The following is a 19,268-nucleotide window of genomic DNA, read 5'->3' as shown; positions in this document are numbered from 1 at the left end:
GTCGTTGCAAAAGGTCGCGTCACATCAACCGCAAATATTTAAGCGCAGCCGCTTAATTGTTGATCTGAAGGATTTTTTGGTTGATTAAATAATTATATCTCTATATTCACAAAATTATTTTATAGAGAGAAGATGCCTGACCCGATAAAATTACAGCATTTCAGAAACCTGGTATCCTTAACTGTGGCAGACGGAAAAATAGATGAAGTAGAACGTGCTGCGCTGTACAAAATAGCTTATGAATTAGGGGTGCCACTTGATCGTTTCAATTTAATGATCGACAGGGCACACGAATACAAGTACCTTATTCCTCAAAATCAGCACGAAAGGGAGAAACAGCTTGAGCAAATGATCGAGGTAGCATTACTGGATGGCGAGTTCTCAAAGGCGGAGTTTGAACTGATTACCATGGTGGCGGAAAAACTAGGATTTACAAAAGAAGAAATTGATTCTATTCTTTCCGGATATCAAAAACCTTAGTTAACCTGATTAAACAGATCCGGATTAAATCCCAACTTTAGCTTATTCCAGTAACAATTATCCTCTAACCTCAAATCATCAGGGGGAAAATTAGATTGCTTTAATTCTGACACCCAAGTTGGCTGATCACTTCGTACACCGTTTTCATCCCATGTGAGCTTCACAAAGTTTTTACTTTGTGATGGACGCTCCTCGGTGGCAAAATGAGTAGCGATACACTTATAAAAAGCATATTCTTTTTCGGTTTCGATAGCTATATCTCCCTCCTCCCAGTCCGAGGCTATTTTTACTTTACCAGACCTGCTGGCCGGAAAGAAGCCAGCATAATGCGGATACCACTGTTTAATCCGGGAAGGAGATTCGTGGAATCCACTGTTGACGTAAGATGGAGCCGGAAGTTCCTTTTGTTTTACATTCCGTACCTCAATACTATCGTTTTTTTCGAATACAGAAGGTCTTGTGCCATCATGAACAATATTCTTAAAACTATACTTATCCTTTCCGTGTCTCCTGGAAATCATATACTTCCGTTCAGGTCTTCCAGTATTCTGGTAATAAGAACGCTCCGTGCTGAACCTTCTGAAATAAAGACTATCAAACTGCCATTCAATACCAAACTTTCCTGAATTATGAAGGTAAACACCAATGTCCAATCCGTTACTGAAAAGGACATTGGATACTCTGCTGGTACCACCTATTGGCATTACATTGGAACCAAAAGGAACCAGACCTACGCTGCCATAACCATCTAGGATTATGTGATGAAGTTTGTTGTCGCCCGCATCAACACTCCATTGAATACCAGTATCCTGACCAGCGCGGAATTCATTTCTCCACCGCACATCGGCCGCGCGAATCGTTACATGGTGAATATCAGCACCGCCGATGAGGTGCTGAAGCTGAAGTGCTTCTGCTGCCGTCCGTGTTATAATCCCATTGTAAATCTTAAGGTTCTTTATTTTGGCAAGAGGAGGTGCATGCGTGGCACCAAGGTACATACCTTCTCCATCTCCGGTATCATGGATGTAAAAATTAGTGATCTCGATAGACTCTACTGTTAAATCACGATTTCCTCCATTTATACGAATGGCAGTAAAGCCGTGTTGTGACTCTATACCCCTCAATTTGATAGTACCTCCATCCAGAACAGAAATACCATAGTTGTGTCCCTGGAAAATCTTTGCTATAACATGAAATCCAAATGAGCCTGTAAGAAACTTCCTTGTCTCAGGCCACTTTGAGAGGCCAGGAAAGGAAGGAGATTCTCCATTTACTTCAATGTTTTTTAATCCCTGACAAACAAACTGTTTTGTCATCACTCTCGTTCCGGGAATATTTCTAAATGTTGCTGAGGAGATGTGCCAAGGTTTTTGTTCATCTGCCGTGTTGCAGAATTTGATCATCGAAAGATATCCGAGCTTATCTCCGTCAAACCATATTGTGGCGCCCTCTCTTATAAGGGGCCATTGTTTCTGCATGAAGTAATAAATCACTTCTCTGTTCTCCCCATATATTTTTGTGGGAGAATCGATGATGAGGTCTCCTTCAGTAATATAATTTCCATAAATCTGTTTATCTATTGCAGAAGCTATTCTGTTGATTGAGAAAACTGAATTTGAAAAACTTAAGATAATGAACGTAATGAAAAGCTTTCTGAACATTAGCTTCATATAGTCGGGAAATAACAAGTACATATTGACGCTTAACCTGAAAACATTATGCCAGCATATTAAACGCTGAATCTTTCTAATTATTTAAAGTATTTGCCTCACCATTAACTCTTTTGTAATGCTGATAAGCCTGCCGTATTTTATTCTTATAACTGAAAACAATCAGACCGAACAATAAAACAATGGAGCCATTTAATATGAGCGCGAAAGATATTCCAATCCTTTCAGTAATCCATCCTACTTCAAAATTGCCAAAAGGAGCAAGGCCCAGGAACATTAACACATAGAGGCTCATTACTCTTCCACGATATTCATTTTTCAAAATCCGTTGAATAAATGTATTGATGGTAGCTGCTTGTGAAAGCAATCCCATGCCGATAAAAAAGAGAAGGGGCAGAGCCAGTATGAAGGATGAAGTTACGGCAAACAAGATGATTGATACGGAGAACATAACGTTACCTGCAGCAATGAGCACGACCGGAGAAGTTTTAATTGAGTAACGACCAACAATAAAAGTTGCTGTAAGAGCACCGAGGCCAGTGGCAGAATACAAATAACCTAGGCCTTGAGCATCAAGATGAAATACGTTCTTCGCAATAACTGGCATCATGGTACTATAAGACCAGCCAAAAACAGAAAGCACACCAGTAAAAATGATTAGTATGCGAATGACAGGATGGGTGAAGGAGTAGTTGATGCCATCTTTTATGGCTTCTAAAGGAGGTGTGTTGTTAACCGTACGTTTTTCATTGATGGTGATAAAACGAAGTGCAATAATAATAGCAAGGTAGCTGATTCCATTTAAAAGAAAGGAAACACCTGTGCCTAAAGACGCGATGAGTATTCCGGCAATGCCCGGACCAATTGCACGGGCAGCATTAAAAATGGAAGAGTTTAAGGCAATACCTGAAGCAAGCTGATCTTTATTTACAAGCGTAGATATAATCGATTGTCTTGCAGGTGCATCCACTGCATTTACCGTTCCCATTAAAAGTGCAATGATACCAATGGCAGGTACAGTAACTACGTTTGTTAACGTTAACACACTTAAGGTGAGCGCAAGCACCATGTTCGCTATTTGTGTAAAAAAGAGTACTTTCTTTTTCTCAAATCGATCTACAATTACGCCACCGAACAAGGAGAAAAGTAGTGTTGGAATGGTAGACAACGCAGCAATTACACCTACTACAATCGGAGAATCAGAAAGATGCAGTACAAGCCATCCCTGTGAAACAATTTGAAGCCATGTTCCTATTACGGAGATAAATTGACCAAAAATGTAAAGTCTGTAATTTCTGCTTTGAAGGGCAGGAAATAAACTCGTTCTCTTCGTTAACCCATTATTGCTGGCAACATCAACTTGTGGGTTCTCGCTAATTAAAAATTCACTATTCTTCTTTAACTTATTTTTAACTCGCAACTGATCAATTCATTTAGATAAGCGTTCGATTCATTTAGATAAGTGTTCCTGTAATTATAAAATCATACCTTATCAGAGCACACAATAGGAGAGAACAAAGATCGCTGTTGGCATTAATTTTTAATGACTCCTTACGTAATTATTGCAATAAGAAAAGGAAAAGGTAAGGGTTATAGGTGAAGAAACTATAGCCCTTTGGTATTTTTAATGGTAAAGAAAAGTTTCCTACGCAGCAGCGGAATCGTCGCGCAGCATCTTGTAGTCGGCATAGAATGTTCCAAAAGGGAGAATACTGGCAATCCACAGGAGAAACATCTTCATAAATGACCATTTGTACACAAATTTAGCCTGAACGGTTAAGGCTATAAACAAAACAAAGAGTACGCCGTGTGCCATTCCTATAACACGAACAGCCTGAGGTAAATCATAGATGTATTTCAGAGGCATGGCAATGCCCAAAAGTAAGATATACGATAGCCCTTCAATAAATCCAATTATACGTAGTCGGCCGATAGTTGTTGATAGCATAAAAATCAGTTAAGTACTTCCCAATTTTTTATTTGTTCAATAAATCTTGGTATGGAAGAGGGATACATGACAATGCAGAATAATAATCCAAAGAGTGCTCCGTAAAGGTGAGCATCGTGGTTGATGTTGTCGTTAGCTTTTCTTCCTTGATACCATGAAAAAATGATATATAAAGTTCCGAGAATGAATCCGGGAAGGCACAGGGCAAAATAAAGACAAATATCAGATAAGGGTTGAAATATAATAAAACCAAAAATGATAGCACTAACTCCACCAGAGGCACCGAGTGAATTGTAGCGCGGGTTATTTTTATGCTTTGCAAAAGTTGGAATGTCGGATACAACGATAGCGAGTATGTATAGAAGAATAAAATATAGCCAGCCCTTATCTCCGAAGATATAACCAAACACTGTTTCTACTGCAATACCGAAAAAGTACAGCGAGAACATATTAAAAAGGAGATGCATATGATCTTTATGAATAAAACCCGAAGTTATAAATCGGTAATACTCATTTTTATGATGGGCAGCATAGGGATTTAAAATGAAGTTACTCATCAGCCGTGGCTGTTTCCAGGCAGCAAAACTAATCACCACAGTTACCCCTATAATGATATAGGTTATGTACATAGCGCCACAATAATACAATTGTGGCGCCTTAATATGAAATCCAGTATTAAGAATTGTATTAGATCCGCATTAGACTCTAGGTCCGGTGTTTTATAATTTGATTAGATTCGAGCAAAAATTAAAACATGAGTAAAACGAAGATTACAGTTAACAACAATGGATCGTTAAAAGTGGAAGGGGATTTTGAGATAGTTGATATGCAGGGAAATAGTTATGGACTAGGCGGTAGAACCGCAGTATCGCTATGCCGTTGTGGTCTTTCTAAAACAAAACCATTTTGCGATGGCGCTCATAAAGGTATTCTTGACCATGTAGCAACTGCATTTGATCTGCCCCCTAAGAAAGCATAAATAAAAAGAGGGTCGTCTTTTATAAAGTACGACCCTCTTTCATATTTAACCGCAATGCGCTCAGGCATGTACCTGATGAGCTGCAGGTTGTTTTTCTAAAATTGCTTTTAACTCTGCCTCGTTGGTGAGGTCAAGCCGTAATGGCGTAATTGATACAAAACCATTTTCAACAGCCCATCGGTCAGTTCCTTCTTCCGCTGGCTCAAGCGGTGCAACGGTAAACCAATAATGTTTTCTCCCCATCGGATCAACTCCAGGCACAACTCTTCCGTCATACTGTCTTACAGATTGTCTTGTCCATCTTATTTCAGTTGGATTCTTAGGGAGGTTAATATTAATCAGCGAAAGCTCAGGATCGTGAAGAACCAAGTCCAGCGCCTTTTCAACTGATGCCTCCAATGCATTAAAGTCCGGATCTCTTTTACCTACTTCTGTACTGACTGCTATGCCTTTCATTCCCAGTAATACAGCCTGCTTTGCACCGGCTAATGTACCTGAGTGCCACATCGAATTGCCCAAATTCAGCCCCAGGTTAATGCCCGACAATACAACGTCGGTTTTGTCCCACAAATGGCTTCCAAGAGCGACACAATCTGCTGGTGTACCATTTACCTTGTAGGCTTCAATGCCTTCAAAGTTTATGGGCGACTTCTTATAATACAAAGGACGAGTTGCCGTAATTGCATGACCCATTGACGATTGCTCAACATCGGGAGCAACAACACGAACCTCTCCGAATTTAGTTGCTATTCTGGCCAGAGCCGCTATACCAGGGCTATAGATGCCATCATCATTTGTTACCAAAATTCTCATGCTGTTTTCAGGTAACATTTTTGTTCCACCCAATAGTACTTAGAATTCGAAACAATGAAATGTGCTAAACTTTTACATAATCCCGGTGCGGGAGATGGCGAGCATTCAATGAAAGACCTGGCAAAGCTTATAAAAGACGCCGGCTATGAATGTAGTTATTCGTCCACAAAAGCTTTAATTAAACCTACGATAAAACCAGATGAAATTGATTTTGTGGTACTTGCGGGTGGTGATGGAACAGTCCGTAAAATAGCCAGGCAGTTGCTCGACGAAAACCTGCCTATCGGTTTACTGCCTATGGGCACTGCCAATAATATTGCAAAGACCCTCGGGTTAAATAAGGAGGTCGAAGAGATCATTAAGTCATGGGATAACGAGAACATTAAATCATTCGACGTAGGAAGAATCCACGGTTTTGCAGAAGATAAATTCTTTCTTGAGGGCTTTGGCTATGGTGTTTTTCCTCAGCTAATGAAGGAAATGAAAAAACAGAATAAAGAATCTATTGAAGATCCTCAATTGAAGCTGAAGGCAGCTGTTGAACTTTTATATGAAGTTGTTCAAGGTTATAAGGCAGTGGATTGTGATATGATCATAGGAGACAAGCACTACCATGGTAGATATTTACTTGTTGAAGCCATGAACATTCAATCCATAGGACCTAACATTCTGCTTGCCCCACATGCGGACCCAGGCGATGGCAAATTAGAAGTCGTGATGATCGAAGAGTCGCAGCGCGACGAACTTCTTCACTACCTCCGGCAGAAAATAGAAGGCAAGGAAATCCAGGCTTCATTTACTACAGTAAAATCTAACAGCATGAAAATACATTGGCATGGAGACCTGCTACATATTGACGACGAAAAAGTAAAGATAGATCAGCCTACACCACTTACTATTTCAATAGAAAATAATGCCTTGCAGTTTTTAGTGCCGAATGTTTAAGATGCTGGGTAATCAATAATATGCAAAGAACTTTTGTGATCAGGAGGCAGACTCATCAATTAGGTGAGTAAGCCTACAATTGAATTGAAATACTTATAAGAATTAAGCCAGATGAGGTATTTGAGCGCTTTCCTTTTCGAGTGATAACTCACTAAGAGTAGCCTTCACATATTCATCGCCTATCTTCACCGTATACAACACGCCTCTGTATTTGTTTTCTCTGGGCTTGCCGTAGATTGTGCCCTTACGATCCTTGTATATAACAGGATCACCATTTTTTATTTTTTCCATGCAGGCGTTAAGGTAAAAAGTATGCCATGAGATAGCAAGTACGCTATGAAGAATAAAATATATTTTTATAAAGTAACGACATCCCCCTTAAAGTACGGCCTGAAGGCGATACTGGCACCATGTTTATACACATATGTCCTGAACGAAAACAAATAGCATATATGAAAAGGATAATGTCAATAATGATAGTGATGCTGGTGGGTTTCCTTACAGTTAATGCACAGGAAGTTAATTCAGCCCGCAACACGAAGAGTAAACAGCAACAGCCTGGTGTTAATCAGCAGCCAAGCAATAGCAATACAGGTAGTAGTCCGGGGAAACAAAGCTCTGGAACAGCGAACAGTACAACACAAGGTAACACATCTTCAACAAGCGCGGATAACTCAGGAAGTTCGGAAGGAGGATCAGATAAGGAGAGTGAGGCGTTGTTAGGAGACGGTAACAAAAAAGCCAAGGGAAGCAGTGGCGATCAGAATTCAGCAAGTGACTACAATAATAATAAGGTAAGCGGAAATCCTAATAACAGGAATATAAATGAGGGATCTAATGTGCGTACAGTACCTGGTAATGACTCTGGTACTGGAACAACAGGAGGCACTGAAAGCAGTTTAAATGCGTCACCTCAAACCAGTAACACCCCTGCGATTAATCAGACAACAAGCAGTCCGAGTGGTTCTCCGGCTGTGAAGTCTGAAGAGGGTCGCGATGGCACCAATACGGTCCAAAGGGCAGAACCCAACATGGCGGGAGCGAAGGTTAACGGAATGAAGCTCCAAAGTGTCGATGAAGACAACGAAAGAAACAAAGGAATGTCGCAACAGCAGACGCAATCACAACCCAATGAAGTAAGCTTAACCAAGCAACAACCAGGGCAACCTACAGAACAGGGAATAGGAGGAGTGAGCTCATCCGGAAGCCAAAAAAATATGGGACCTGCTGGTAATCCTCAAAACACTGAACCCCAGCAACAACCAGGTGTAGCAAATCCGGAAGCTGGTAATAAGCAGGCGAATCCAAACGTTGGTGGCAAACAAAATGCAAGTACACAAGATGCCGCGACAAAGCAACCTGCATCACGTAATGCCAAGAAGCCACAGGGTGCTCAAGGCGGTACAGATAAAGAACACTTCAATGCCATGGATAAAGGAACAGGCAAACCTGCTATGGAAGATGATGAGAAAGAGAAGAAGAAGTCTAACCGTAAGGATAAAAAGAACAAAAAGAAAAATAAGGATCAGGAAAGCAGATAACACTTCGAGAATGAAATGTAAAGAGGCCAGTATGATAACTGGCCTCTTTCGTTTAATACCTATATAACATGAAGCTCCATGTAGAAAGTTTCGTTTTTAAGAGCGATACAATAAAATAAATTTTCTGTGTTATTGAACAATCGTTGAAGTTTACAACGTTATAACGTTGTAAATCAAAATAGATATGAAGAAAACAATCAATAACATAATACTATTTCCGGTGCTCTTGCTCTTAATAGCAAGTTGTGCTGTGACTGATTTCGACCGGAAAGTTGATTTTAATCGCTATAAAACTTTTGCATGGGGTGAATCTGAAATTAAAGTAGAAAACCCATTACATAAAAGCGATTTAATCAGCAAGAACATCAAGACCACGGTTGAGAATGAATTTGCAAAACGTGGAATTAGTTATAATTCCAAGAATCCAGATTTTCTTGTAAGTTATCACACTTACACAGAAAAGAGAGAAGAGACCAACAGTAATAACTACTTCTATGGTCCTTACATGCCTTTCAGTTTCCGCTACATTCCTTTTGGATATGGGTGGGGTTTCCCTTATGGATGGTCTAATAACTACAGGAACTACACCTACACTGAGGGAACTTTAATTATCGATATCACAGATCGGAAAACGGATGAGGTAGTATGGAGAGGCTCAGTGAGTGGCAATGTAAACAACACAGGCAACTTACAGAAGCAAATCAGGAAAGGTATTAAGGCTATCATGAAGAAATACCCGGTACGTGCCAATGAAGAACTGCAACTTCCGGATGATAAAACAATTAGTTAAAGTGCCTGCGAAAGCAGGCTTTTTTATTTGTAATTTAATAGTATGAAGCACACTTGTACACTGTTATTTCTTTTAACTTGTTCTTCCATCAGCTTTGCGCAGATATTGTATGGGTTGAAAGGTGGTGTACATCTCTCGGATATTGCCATAACAAACTACATTAATCCGGACGTGGAAGAAGATTATAGCCTTAAGGCGGGAATACATGGAGGCATCTTTCTTTCGGCTGATGTTGCTGAAAAGGTAAGGCTTTCTTCTGAACTTCAATATTCCAAACGCGGTGTTAATGCCATTGAAAACATCAACTTACACTATATAAGTCTTTCATTATTACCGCAGTACCGGTTTGCAGATCGTTTTTGGATAGAATTTGGTCCTGAGCTGGGTTATCTTGTCAGTGCAACTTCGAAATATGGGAATGTAAGTAATGTCTGGAATAATAAGCTCGATATTGGCCTGGATGCAGGAGTACAAACTGAAGTATCAGACAAAATTACGGTAGGAATTCGATACTATGCTGGTTTCTCGAGTGTGATCGATGCAGGTGAATCAAGAGATATCAACAACAATCCTACAGGAGAAACCATCAAGTATCAGAACACAGCTTTACAGCTTTCCATTTATTTTACAATAGGTCGCAAAGACTTTGAATAAAATCGAGATCTATTGTTTGCCGCTGCTTTTGAGAAGACCTATACCTGACGAAAAGAAGATGAGCCCTAGAATAGCAAGAGCCCAAGGACTAAATTCTGTATAGTTTTTACCGAAGATTCCAGTAACGCCCAATAGTAATCCTGCTATTCCGAATATGGTTAAAACAAATGCAAGTCCTTTGATCATATCAAACGGTTAAACTGTCTGAGCAACCTGTTTCACAACATTTTTAGCCAGGTTCTTGCCAGTATTTACTGCAGTGGTTTTTAACTCATCAATGTCAGCATCTTTATAACTGTCTATAGCATTAATCACAGCCGCAGCCACCAGACCACCCAGGAGGTACCACGCTACCGTCATCAACTTAGTTTGGTTTGTTTTATTGGTTGGTTTTTCCGGGAGGCCCATTTGTCCGGGAAGTACCACGGCACCAATGCCTGCACCTAATCCTAATAAAGCACCTCTGATCATGGTGTTTTTAGGGTTTGTGCCTCTAGCCATTCCGTAGAAAAGGGAATTGGTAATAAGATCTCCCGCAAGAGGAAAGAATTGTTGCGTAGTTTTACTAATCATGTTGTTGCCCTTCATGAATTTTGCAACTGCATTCTGCCCCAAAAGATCCAGTCTTGGTGCATCTTTACTTACCTTTTTTACCCCTTCGTTCATTAGTGTAAGGGCGGCTGCACCTGCAAGTCCTCCCAGCGTAGATGTTACTTTCATATAATTGATTTCGGTTTGTTAAAAGCTTTAGCTTTATAAGAAAAAATCCGATGCCAACGTGATCATCTCATCTACACATTTTAAATCCACATTGTGTAAATATCCTACAGGTTTGAAGGAATTTTGTAATAAAATAAGGTAAAAAGAAACTGGCACGATTTATCATATTAACAGTAGTATGATAAAAGGTATGTTACATATGATCGATCTTAAAACTCTTGCAGAAGAGTTGATCAATTGTTGGCTTACCTATGCAATGTCTCAACCTGTAACTTTTGACCTTGCCATAATATTTTTATTTGTTCTTGAGTACTTCGGAATAAAAACAGCGTGGGAATTCATTCAGAAACTTTCCTTTATCAAAGCTACCCGCAAAGGTGTGATGATGGAACTCGACGCAGAAAGTAACACAGACTTTATTAAGGCTGCTTAAAAACTCCTTTTTCCTCTACCAGTTTTCTTAGATAATCTTCGTCTTCTGACTCCTGAACAAGGTCTTTTGCTGGGACTTTCTTTTCGTAGGCAATGGCACCAACTCTTCCCTGGCCATTGAACAACACATCAGGAACATGTGAGGCTAAGGGATCCTTATATGCATCTGTTGGAGATATAATCTTCCAGCGCTTCTTTTTCAGGTGAGTTATCAGGTCTCCGAGAAATAAGGCAGAAAGGTCATTTTCATGGAGAAGGAGGACATGTTTGGGTGATCTTGTTAATTGCTTTTTTGCAATGTTGTCGTAAAACACGATACTCTGCCAGATATGGTCTATATAAACTTCTCTCAATTTAACAGTATCAATGCGTTGTTTCTTCTGGATTGCTTCCTGCAGAAGTGCATTCAGAAACCAATCGTAATTATCAATAGTCACGTATCCGTTTTGTAACTCTAGTTTCTTTAATGCATCTCTTATCGAATCTCGCGCAGGTCTTGATCTTCCTTCATCCAGAAACGGGTAGCGAAACCAGGGAGCAAAGCCTTTCACAGGTCTGAGGATACTGTCTGCCTTAATTATATCTTCTATATACTTAGGTGTTCCGAGGCTTTTTATGGGTTGATGCGTGTGTGTGTGATTGGCGAGAAGAAAACCTTCATCGGTATATTTTCTCAGTCTTTCCTGGCCTGAAGCGTTTATGTTACTGGTAATGACGAAAAACGCTACCTCTTTAACGTTGTGTTTTCTTAAATGATCAATGATACGAGCTGTTCGAACTTCTCCCTGGTATAACAGTCCATCAGGAGTAGGGGCGTCGTCAAATGTTAAAGCTATTTGCTGCGCATGAAGGCAGAAGGGAAGCAACAAAATAAAAAGCAGGATGTGTTTCATCCTGCTAAAATACTAACGGCTGTACTAGGATTATCAAACTTTCTCAAGACTATTTTTTCTTTTAAACTTATAGTCTGCTTCAGCATCACTGCCATTCAATCCACCTTTTATCCTGTCACTGATCTCCTTCACAGAGTCTTCAACACTTTGAACAATCTGTTTTGCCTTGTCGGTTCCAAAAATTCCAGCTAAAGTAATACCTGCGGCTACACCACCAAGCGCTGCCAAAAGTATTTTATTATCAGGAATAACCGGCTCTACATTCCTTTTGTAAAAGGACTTATTCTTTTTCTTTCCTTTTCCCTTACCCATAACTACTGTCTTTTATGTAATGAACCAAAAGGCTCGCGAGTTAACTTAGAAAAGATTTGTACCGGGAAGGAAGTTTAGAAAAGCGGCTTCTCAGAAATCTTATTTCAATTTAGTCGTCCGGAATCAATTACTGCGAAACAATGTAGCCGTAGAGTGTTTTCTACAGCCCGCTTAGTTAATTACACTCACCTTTGGTGTAGCTGGTATTGTTCTGTAGTATGAGTCTAATATCAGACTTACTATTGATTTGATATCCAACTCTGATTGTTCGATTGTGTGAACCGGCTTCCCATCCTGAAATAATTGAAACAGACGCTTTCCTGTGAGCTCTAAGACCTGGTATTGATACGGCTGTCCTTTGTAATATACTTCCTTCATATGCTGTATTTTATTTCTTTCTCTGATAAATACTTTAACTCCATAAAGAAGAATCTAAACTGCTTCGTCGCGAAAGACCTTCTCTGACAAGGCAATTCAAAACGTATGCCCGCTTAAGTCGGTTAGAAAATTGATGAAATAAGCATTCGGAAACTTTAATGTTATAAACTACTGTTAGAAGCAGAATAAGCATAAGAGAATGAAAGTAAATGTACTTTTTGCTGAATGATTGTTCTAAAATTTCGCACTAACGCTGCATCACTTTCGTTATGGCGTTAAGAAATTTGTAGAATCATTCTACAGTTATAAGGTTGACAGTAGTAATTAAATTTCCATTGATGATCAGGAGTTCAATTGTATTTTTTCTCTTTCTTTTCTTTTCGTTTTATTCACATTCACAAACACTAGAGTCGCTCTCTTTACTGCGGGCAGATACTACTAAGCGAGATACAACCAAGCGCGAAATGGCGGCGTCAGTACCTGCGGGCAATGATCAGCTGTCGGCACCTCGCAACTATTATAATTTACTGAGGAATAAATCAATCACTCTTAAAGGCTTATTTACAGTTCACAAAGTAAATGACAATTACTACTTTGAGATTCCCGATAGTATTATGGGAAGAGATCTTCTGGTAGTAAGCAGAATTGCACAAGGTGCGGCAGGATTGCGTCCGGGTTTTACAGGTTATGCAGGAGACCAAATAGGAAGCCGTATTATACGTTTTGAAAAAGGTCCGGGACACAAGATATTTTTAAGACGTATTACGTACGAAGAAAGAGCAGGTGATAGTACAAACTCTATGTACAACGCAGTTGTTCGTTCTAATCTTCAGCCTTTGGTTGCAGCCTTTGGTATTGGAGCGTATAGCCCTAACGGGAAAGGTCGTGTTATAGAAGTCACAGATTACCTTAACGGAGATAATAACATTCTTTTCTTTGATGATGGCGCGCGAAGCAAGATGAATGTTGGCAGCATCCTCAGAAACATGTGTTACATTAAAGATGTAAACTCTTACCCGGTTAATCTTGAGATCCGTACTATCAAAACGTATAACGAGTCTCGCGCTGATAAAACATTTACACTCGAATTAAATACCTCCATTGTATTACTTCCTAAAGAGCCAATGCGGAAGCGCTATGCGGACAAACGCGTAGGTTATTTTTCTGAACGATATACGGATTATGATGCCAATCCACAGGGCATTAAAGAAGTTACGTATATCAAAAGATGGAGACTTGAGCCTAAACCTGAAGACATAGAAAAGTATAAGAACGGAGAACTTGTTGAGCCCGTAAAACCTATTGTCTACTACATTGATCCGGCCACCCCAAAGAAATGGATTCCTTATTTAAAGCAGGGAGTTGAAGACTGGCAGAAAGCTTTTGAGAAGGCGGGGTTTAAGAATGCCATTATCGCGCAGGAAGCACCAACCTCCGCTGAAAATCCGCAATGGAGTCTTGAAGACTCCCGCCATTCGGCTATTGTTTACAAACCATCAACGCAGGCAAATGCGGCTGGTCCTGTAGTGACAGATCCACGTAGCGGAGAGATTCTTGAAAGTCATATCAACTGGTATCACAACCTGATGTCTATTTTAAGAGACTGGTATATGATTCAATGTGGTCCAACTGATCCAAGAGCCAGAAAGCTCACATTTGACGATGCGCTCATGGGGCAACTGATCAGATCCGTAGCATCGCATGAAGTAGGGCATACGTTAGGACTTACTCATAATTATGGGGCCAGCTCTACAGTGCCTGTAGAAAAATTAAGAGATCGTGTATGGCTTGAGCAAAATGGCCTGACGCCATCTATTATGGACTATGCACGATTCAATTATGTAGCGCAGCCGGAAGATAGTGTTACTGAAAGCGGACTGATCTCACGAATAGGAGCGTATGATGTCTGGGCCATTGAATGGGGCTACCGCTGGTATCCTGAAGCTAAAACTCCCGATGAGGAAGCACCGATTCTTAATAAGTGGATTGTTGAGAAAATGGAAAACAGGGCACTGTGGTTTGGATCCGAATTTACAAGCGATGATCCGAGAACACAAACCGAAGATCTCGGCGATAATGCGATGAAGTCAGGGATGTATGGAATTAAGAACCTGCAGCGTGTAATGGCTAACCTTATGAACTGGACCTACAAGCCTAATGAAGGTTATACAAACCTATCGCAACTTTATGACGGCGTTACTGGCCAGTTTGATTATTATGTAGGCCATGTGCTGTCTAACATTGGTGGCATATATGAGACACCTAAGACAACTGACCAGCAAGGGCCCGTATTCGCCATGGTTCCACTTACCCGGCAGATGGAAGCCATGGACTTCCTGAAGAAACACGTTTTTACAACACCGCATTGGTTACTGGATACAGCAATCCTTAGTAGAATAGGTGAGTCGCCAACACAGACAATTAGTAAAACGCAGGGCATGGTGCTCAATCATTTATTAAGCCCGGCAACATTGTCTAAAATGGTAGTAAATGAAGCAATGTATGGCGATAAGGCATATCCATTGTATGCATATTTCACTGACATCGATAATGCAATCTGGACCGAGTTAAAGACTTCGTCGCCTGTTGATATTTACAGAAGAAACCTGCAACGTTCTTATATTGACAAGCTTGTAGCCTTAGCGGCGAAAACAGGAGCCGATTACAGAGATGTGGGGCCTATACTGAAGGTGAAGCTAAGAGAGATCGATAACAACATTTCGAAGGCATTATCGCGCACGAAGGATCCGATGACAACCTATCACTTGAAATTTATTAAGGATAAGCTGGAGTCTGCCATAGAAACAATTAAATAATTTAAGAACAGGAAGTTAATAGTAGAAAGGCATACTTTTGCATTTACCTGCTAATGGTGAATGTTTATGAAGAAGCTTTTCAACTATTGCCTCCTGTTACTTTTTATATGGACTACAGTGCGATGCCAGTCTACAGACTCCATTACCAGGATCGAATACACCACCCTTACCCGCGGATTTCAAAAGCAGGTACGCATTACACCTGATAGTGTTGTTTCTATTACGGAAGGTCGTGGAGACGTGAACGGCAGGATAGAACATCGTATTACAGACTCTGAATGGAAGACACTCAGGCAAAAGCTTGAAGGAGTTGAGCTGGATGAAATCCCTGCCCTGTTATCTCCAACAAGTAAAAGAGCTTATGATGGAGCCCGTCATTCAACCCTTATTATTACTGACGACAAGGGCAAAACCTGGCAGCATTCTTTTGACGACGAAGTCCCTAACGATAAACTTAAACCATTGCTTGAGGCACTCCTCAGCCTCGATAATCACAATTAAGGGCCTGATAATCAATAGTGAAACCAGTTTAGCTGAACCCTTTAGTAGCGGTTTCATGCGATGACTGTTCCTAATGGAACAAGTATTGTCTTTCCTTAAAAGCTACCTTTTCCCCTTCTGAGTTTCCGCTTCTTCAAAGGCACCTTGGCCGCTATTTCACTGAATTTTAAGCAATAACTCCAAGCAAAAAAAGTACGCTAGGATCAATTCCTTATTTGATGCTGAAACATACCGTAAAGTCGAAGCATAGTCGAGGCATACTCGAAGCATGGTCGAAGCATAGTCGAAGCATCCTCGGTGGAACCTGGGGTTTGATATTATTAAAAGAAGGATTAAAGGGCAGGGGAAAAGCGTTTTAAAAGGGCTAAAACGAGTAGGTAAAGGCCGAAAATGGCCAGGTTAAAAGAGCTTATAAACGTACGGATAGGCTTATAGGCTTAAAATCTGTTAAGACAGGCTCAGGGGCGATCAAGACAAGATGAAGACAGGGTTGCAACTGTTTTAATCGTCAAATACCAACATCATAATTTGTTATGAAAGGCGATTTAATGGTATTTAGCAATAGCAATAACTACCGGAGATAGAATTCAAAAACTAAAAATGATGGAGGAAGCAGAAAGCAGAAAAGTGCGGATTACTCACACATTTAAGGCTCCTATTAGCTTGATGTGGGAGGTATGGACGAGACCAGAGCACCTTGTACATTGGTGGGGACCTAATGGCTTTACAAGTACTATCGAAAAAATGGACTTAACGGAAGGCGGCGAATGGAGAATGACCTTACAGGGTCCTGGTGGAACAAATTATCCAAACCGGAGTATATTCAAGGAAATTACTTCACTTAAGAAAATAGTATTTGAACACTTCAATCCGCATTTTATTACCACTGTTATTTTTGAATCAAAAGGCGAGGAGACACAGGTTGACTGGTCGTTGCTGTTTGACACAGCAGAAATGCGTGACATTGTAGTTAAAGCCCACAAAGCAGATGAGGGACAGAAACAGAATGTTTACAAGTTGGAAAGCTATCTTTTTGGATTAGTTAATGGATTAAATGTTAACATGAATGAATAAATGCCTAGGTGAAAATATTTGTGTATCTACAAAATAGTGCTTGGGTTAATTTAACATACATGTGTTTTATCTACTACTTTATGAGTACGTCTTCGGCTGTATGATTGGTATCTGAATTTTCAATGAATCACATCGTAATTCTTAAATTTAATCGTCTTTAGCAGAAGGAATGGGGTTTGAATCATAATGTATAGACGATCGTGCTTACCTAAATCAGCATACTTTCCTTATTTTTATTTAATGTCTTCTATTAACGCTGATGCCTATTCAATGTTCAATAGACTTCATTAAAAGAAATAATTAAACAAAAGTAAACCCCATGGAAAATCAAACCACCGCCGTAGAAGCGCTTAATGAACTCTATTCTTATGCAGCAGACCTAATGGTTAATCAGAGCAAATCAGTTGACGAAGTTCAAAAAGCCTTAATTGATAAAGGACTAAGTACTGATGCAGCGTATACAATTGTATCTAAGCTTGAAGATGAAATTATTAAGGCTAAGAAAGACGCTGCACAAAAAGATATTCTTTACGGTGCATTGTGGTGTGCCGGAGGTACCATTGCCACACTTGCCAATATTGGTTTTATTTTCTGGGGAGCCATTCTATTTGGAGGCATCCAATTTATTAAAGGTCTAGTAAATTATTTCTCGGCAGAGTAATACGATGTATTAAGGGTGAGAGAGGAAGTAAACTGCGTAAGTTTTGATGATGTAGATTCAGCAAATAACGACTTTGTGTTGACCAGTAACTCTCTTGCTCCTTATGTTTTAATGGAAAGAGCATAAAGAAAAATAACTTAAATACAAATATCCTTACATCGCACGCCTATTCTTTGCTTCGTTTGCTGTTGAAGCAATGGTCATGTTTATTTCTTTCACTATTTTTAGACGAAGTTTTCAGAGAGGAGTTTTCGAATTATCAATTGGTTACTCTTACTGATTAAACAAAGAATTGCAAATAAGCATAGCATAATAAAATCCTCTTTTGGCGATGAACGAAGAAATCAGAAAACTAAAGGAAGCCCTCAGCGTTTCTCCTGATAATCAATATTTACAACAACTGATAATTGATGCCCTGATTAAAAGTGCGCAATGGGATGAGCTGCAGGCAGAGTGTTTAAATCTAATAGCTAAGGAGCCACAAAATAATAAAGCTAAGCTGGGACTAGCGCAGAGTTACTTCGGGAAAAAGAACTTTAGTACCGCAGCAGTGGTGTTGGAGGAGCTGCTCAATCAGGATCTCAACAACATTAATGCGCTTATTTTAATGTGTCGTGTTAGTATGGAAGAAAATAACACACACGAGGCAGTAGAAACTTATAAAAAGATTAAGCAGTTAAAACCAGATTATGTTGACCCAGCACTTGACGTTAAGCTTTTAACCCAGCAATCTAAACAACCAGAGCGGTTGGATGATACTTCTTTTTCTGACAGAATCGAATCCGAAATGTTTGGAAAGAAAGAACAAGTTACGTTTAAAGATGTGGGTGGAATGGACTATGAAAAGGAGCAGATCAGCCTGAAGATTATTCACCCTCTGAAGCATGCGGACTTGTATAAGTCATACGGCAAAAAAATTGGCGGTGGAATTCTATTCTATGGCCCACCTGGTTGCGGAAAAACTTTTCTGGCAAAAGCTACAGCAGGAGAAATTGATTCTCAATTTATATCCGTAGGCATTGATGAGATCCTGGATATGTATATCGGACAGAGCGAAAAGAAGCTCAACCTGATCTTTGAAAAAGCCAGAGCTATGTCGCCCTGCGTACTTTTCTTTGACGAGATAGATGCGTTGGGAGCTAACCGGAATGATTTACGCAGCAGTGCCGGACGAAATTTAATCAACCAGTTTCTTGCAGAACTGGATGGGGTGGGTAGTAACAATGAAGGCATTCTTGTTGTTGGTGCTACAAATGCACCATGGCATTTAGATTCGGCTTTTCGAAGACCAGGCCGTTTCGACAGGTTGATATTTGTACAACCACCTGTGCTTGAAAGCAGGGTTGAAATCTTTAAACTGGCTTTATCAGGTAAGCCTATTGAAAAAATAGATTACCCGACACTGGGGAAATTAACAGATGGTTTTTCTGGAGCTGATATTAATGGTTGTATTGATGTAGCCGTTGAAGATAAACTTCAAGAGGCAATTAAGAATGGAATACCGACTGCATTGCAAATGAAGGATTTGACGAATGCTATAAAGAAAGTAAAACCGAGTACGAAGGAGTGGTTTCAAACTGCTAAGAACTACGCGATGTATGCCAACGATTCTGGTATTTACGATGAAATACTGACTTATCTGAAATTGAAATAAACCGCTC

At 40.0% G+C, this 19,268-nt stretch carries 23 protein-coding genes; 12 read left to right on the top strand and 11 right to left on the bottom strand.

The window, feature by feature from the left end; genetic code table 11:
* Positions 1 to 132 precede the first annotated feature (132 nt).
* A complete protein-coding gene (locus KK060_RS08750) occupies positions 133 to 480 on the top strand; it encodes a TerB family tellurite resistance protein (protein ID WP_254153334.1) in 348 nt (115 codons plus the stop codon).
* Here the strand turns inward: KK060_RS08750 and KK060_RS08745 are convergent.
* From KK060_RS08745 to KK060_RS08730, 4 genes are all read right to left on the bottom strand, one after another.
* Positions 477 to 2,174 carry a hypothetical protein gene (locus tag KK060_RS08745; RefSeq protein ID WP_254153333.1) on the bottom strand — a complete coding sequence of 566 codons (1,698 nt, stop codon included), beginning with the start codon at positions 2,172 to 2,174 and terminating at the stop codon, positions 477 to 479. The genes KK060_RS08750 and KK060_RS08745 overlap by 4 nt on opposite strands.
* Before the next feature lie 52 nt (positions 2,175 to 2,226).
* A complete protein-coding gene (locus tag KK060_RS08740) occupies positions 2,227 to 3,570 on the bottom strand; it encodes an MFS transporter (RefSeq protein WP_254153332.1) in 1,344 nt (447 codons plus the stop codon).
* Between the two features lie 225 nt (positions 3,571 to 3,795).
* A complete protein-coding gene (locus tag KK060_RS08735; protein ID WP_254153331.1) occupies positions 3,796 to 4,098 on the bottom strand; it encodes a DUF3817 domain-containing protein in 303 nt (100 codons plus the stop codon).
* A 5-nt stretch (positions 4,099 to 4,103) separates the two neighbouring features.
* A complete protein-coding gene (locus KK060_RS08730) occupies positions 4,104 to 4,655 on the bottom strand; it encodes a rhomboid family intramembrane serine protease (RefSeq protein WP_367397474.1) in 552 nt (183 codons plus the stop codon).
* Positions 4,656 to 4,852: 197 nt separating this feature from the next.
* Here KK060_RS08730 and KK060_RS08725 point away from each other — a divergent pair, with 197 nt between their 5' ends.
* Positions 4,853 to 5,077 carry a CDGSH iron-sulfur domain-containing protein gene (locus KK060_RS08725; protein WP_254153329.1) on the top strand — a complete coding sequence of 75 codons (225 nt, stop codon included), beginning with the start codon at positions 4,853 to 4,855 and terminating at the stop codon, positions 5,075 to 5,077.
* Between the two features lie 60 nt (positions 5,078 to 5,137).
* Here the strand turns inward: KK060_RS08725 and surE are convergent, their stop codons facing one another.
* On the bottom strand, positions 5,138 to 5,890 hold the full coding sequence (gene surE / locus KK060_RS08720) for a 5'/3'-nucleotidase SurE (RefSeq protein WP_254153328.1): 753 nt from the start codon (positions 5,888 to 5,890) through the stop codon (positions 5,138 to 5,140).
* A 54-nt stretch (positions 5,891 to 5,944) separates the two neighbouring features.
* Here surE and KK060_RS08715 point away from each other — a divergent pair, with 54 nt between their 5' ends.
* The gene (locus KK060_RS08715; RefSeq protein WP_254153327.1) at positions 5,945 to 6,835 is read left to right on the top strand and encodes a diacylglycerol/lipid kinase family protein; all 891 of its coding nucleotides are present in this window, start codon (positions 5,945 to 5,947) and stop codon (positions 6,833 to 6,835) included.
* A gap of 102 nt (positions 6,836 to 6,937) precedes the next feature.
* Here KK060_RS08715 and KK060_RS08710 read toward each other — a convergent pair whose 3' ends face one another.
* Positions 6,938 to 7,126, bottom strand: coding sequence for a hypothetical protein (locus tag KK060_RS08710; RefSeq protein ID WP_254153326.1), 189 nt, complete (start codon positions 7,124 to 7,126; stop codon positions 6,938 to 6,940).
* A gap of 161 nt (positions 7,127 to 7,287) precedes the next feature.
* On the opposite strand from KK060_RS08710, the gene KK060_RS08705 reads away from it, so the two are divergent.
* The 3 genes from KK060_RS08705 to KK060_RS08695 all read left to right on the top strand — a co-directional run bounded on the left by KK060_RS08705 (position 7,288) and on the right by KK060_RS08695 (position 9,820).
* Positions 7,288 to 8,376 (top strand): hypothetical protein, encoded by a 1,089-nt coding sequence (locus tag KK060_RS08705; RefSeq protein WP_254153325.1) that lies wholly within the window; start codon positions 7,288 to 7,290, stop codon positions 8,374 to 8,376.
* 184 nt (positions 8,377 to 8,560) lie between these two features.
* Complete coding sequence (locus KK060_RS08700) at positions 8,561 to 9,166, top strand: DUF4136 domain-containing protein (protein ID WP_254153324.1); 606 nt, start codon at positions 8,561 to 8,563, stop codon at positions 9,164 to 9,166.
* Positions 9,167 to 9,208: 42 nt separating this feature from the next.
* A complete protein-coding gene (locus tag KK060_RS08695) occupies positions 9,209 to 9,820 on the top strand; it encodes a porin family protein (RefSeq protein ID WP_254153323.1) in 612 nt (203 codons plus the stop codon).
* Positions 9,821 to 9,829: 9 nt separating this feature from the next.
* Here the strand turns inward: KK060_RS08695 and KK060_RS08690 are convergent, their stop codons facing one another.
* Positions 9,830 to 10,006 (bottom strand): hypothetical protein, encoded by a 177-nt coding sequence (locus KK060_RS08690; RefSeq protein WP_254153322.1) that lies wholly within the window; start codon positions 10,004 to 10,006, stop codon positions 9,830 to 9,832.
* A gap of 9 nt (positions 10,007 to 10,015) precedes the next feature.
* Positions 10,016 to 10,540 carry a hypothetical protein gene (locus KK060_RS08685; RefSeq protein WP_254153321.1) on the bottom strand — a complete coding sequence of 175 codons (525 nt, stop codon included), beginning with the start codon at positions 10,538 to 10,540 and terminating at the stop codon, positions 10,016 to 10,018.
* Positions 10,541 to 10,739: 199 nt separating this feature from the next.
* Here KK060_RS08685 and KK060_RS08680 point away from each other — a divergent pair, with 199 nt between their 5' ends.
* Positions 10,740 to 10,973, top strand: coding sequence for a hypothetical protein (locus tag KK060_RS08680; RefSeq protein WP_254153320.1), 234 nt, complete (start codon positions 10,740 to 10,742; stop codon positions 10,971 to 10,973).
* Here KK060_RS08680 and KK060_RS08675 read toward each other — a convergent pair.
* The 3 genes from KK060_RS08675 to KK060_RS08665 form a co-directional block, all read right to left on the bottom strand.
* The gene (locus KK060_RS08675) at positions 10,960 to 11,865 is read right to left on the bottom strand and encodes a polysaccharide deacetylase family protein (RefSeq protein ID WP_254153319.1); all 906 of its coding nucleotides are present in this window, start codon (positions 11,863 to 11,865) and stop codon (positions 10,960 to 10,962) included. The two genes, KK060_RS08680 and KK060_RS08675, sit on opposite strands and share 14 nt — an antisense overlap.
* A 33-nt stretch (positions 11,866 to 11,898) precedes the next feature.
* Complete coding sequence (locus KK060_RS08670) at positions 11,899 to 12,177, bottom strand: hypothetical protein (protein ID WP_254153318.1); 279 nt, start codon at positions 12,175 to 12,177, stop codon at positions 11,899 to 11,901.
* Positions 12,178 to 12,348: 171 nt separating this feature from the next.
* Positions 12,349 to 12,555: a myotubularin family protein gene (locus KK060_RS08665; RefSeq protein WP_254153317.1), complete on the bottom strand. Its 207-nt coding sequence runs from the start codon at positions 12,553 to 12,555 to the stop codon at positions 12,349 to 12,351.
* A 338-nt stretch (positions 12,556 to 12,893) separates the two neighbouring features.
* Between KK060_RS08665 and KK060_RS08660 the strand changes: the two genes are divergently transcribed.
* The 5 genes from KK060_RS08660 to KK060_RS08640 all read left to right on the top strand — a co-directional run bounded on the left by KK060_RS08660 (position 12,894) and on the right by KK060_RS08640 (position 19,261).
* The gene (locus KK060_RS08660) at positions 12,894 to 15,371 is read left to right on the top strand and encodes a zinc-dependent metalloprotease (RefSeq protein WP_254153316.1); all 2,478 of its coding nucleotides are present in this window, start codon (positions 12,894 to 12,896) and stop codon (positions 15,369 to 15,371) included.
* A 66-nt stretch (positions 15,372 to 15,437) separates the two neighbouring features.
* A complete protein-coding gene (locus tag KK060_RS08655; RefSeq protein ID WP_254153315.1) occupies positions 15,438 to 15,872 on the top strand; it encodes a hypothetical protein in 435 nt (144 codons plus the stop codon).
* Between the two features lie 600 nt (positions 15,873 to 16,472).
* Positions 16,473 to 16,946 (top strand): SRPBCC domain-containing protein, encoded by a 474-nt coding sequence (locus KK060_RS08650; protein ID WP_254153314.1) that lies wholly within the window; start codon positions 16,473 to 16,475, stop codon positions 16,944 to 16,946.
* Between the two features lie 319 nt (positions 16,947 to 17,265).
* Complete coding sequence (locus KK060_RS08645) at positions 17,266 to 17,607, top strand: hypothetical protein (protein WP_254153313.1); 342 nt, start codon at positions 17,266 to 17,268, stop codon at positions 17,605 to 17,607.
* A 331-nt stretch (positions 17,608 to 17,938) separates the two neighbouring features.
* Entirely contained in the window at positions 17,939 to 19,261 is a 1,323-nt protein-coding gene (locus KK060_RS08640; RefSeq protein WP_254153312.1) for an AAA family ATPase, read from the top strand.
* Positions 19,262 to 19,268 lie beyond the last annotated feature (7 nt).

The organism is Chryseosolibacter indicum (genome assembly GCF_018598585.1).
Classification (GTDB): domain Bacteria; phylum Bacteroidota; class Bacteroidia; order Cytophagales; family Cyclobacteriaceae; genus Chryseosolibacter; species Chryseosolibacter indicus.
This window is presented reverse-complemented; position numbering and strand designations above follow the sequence as displayed.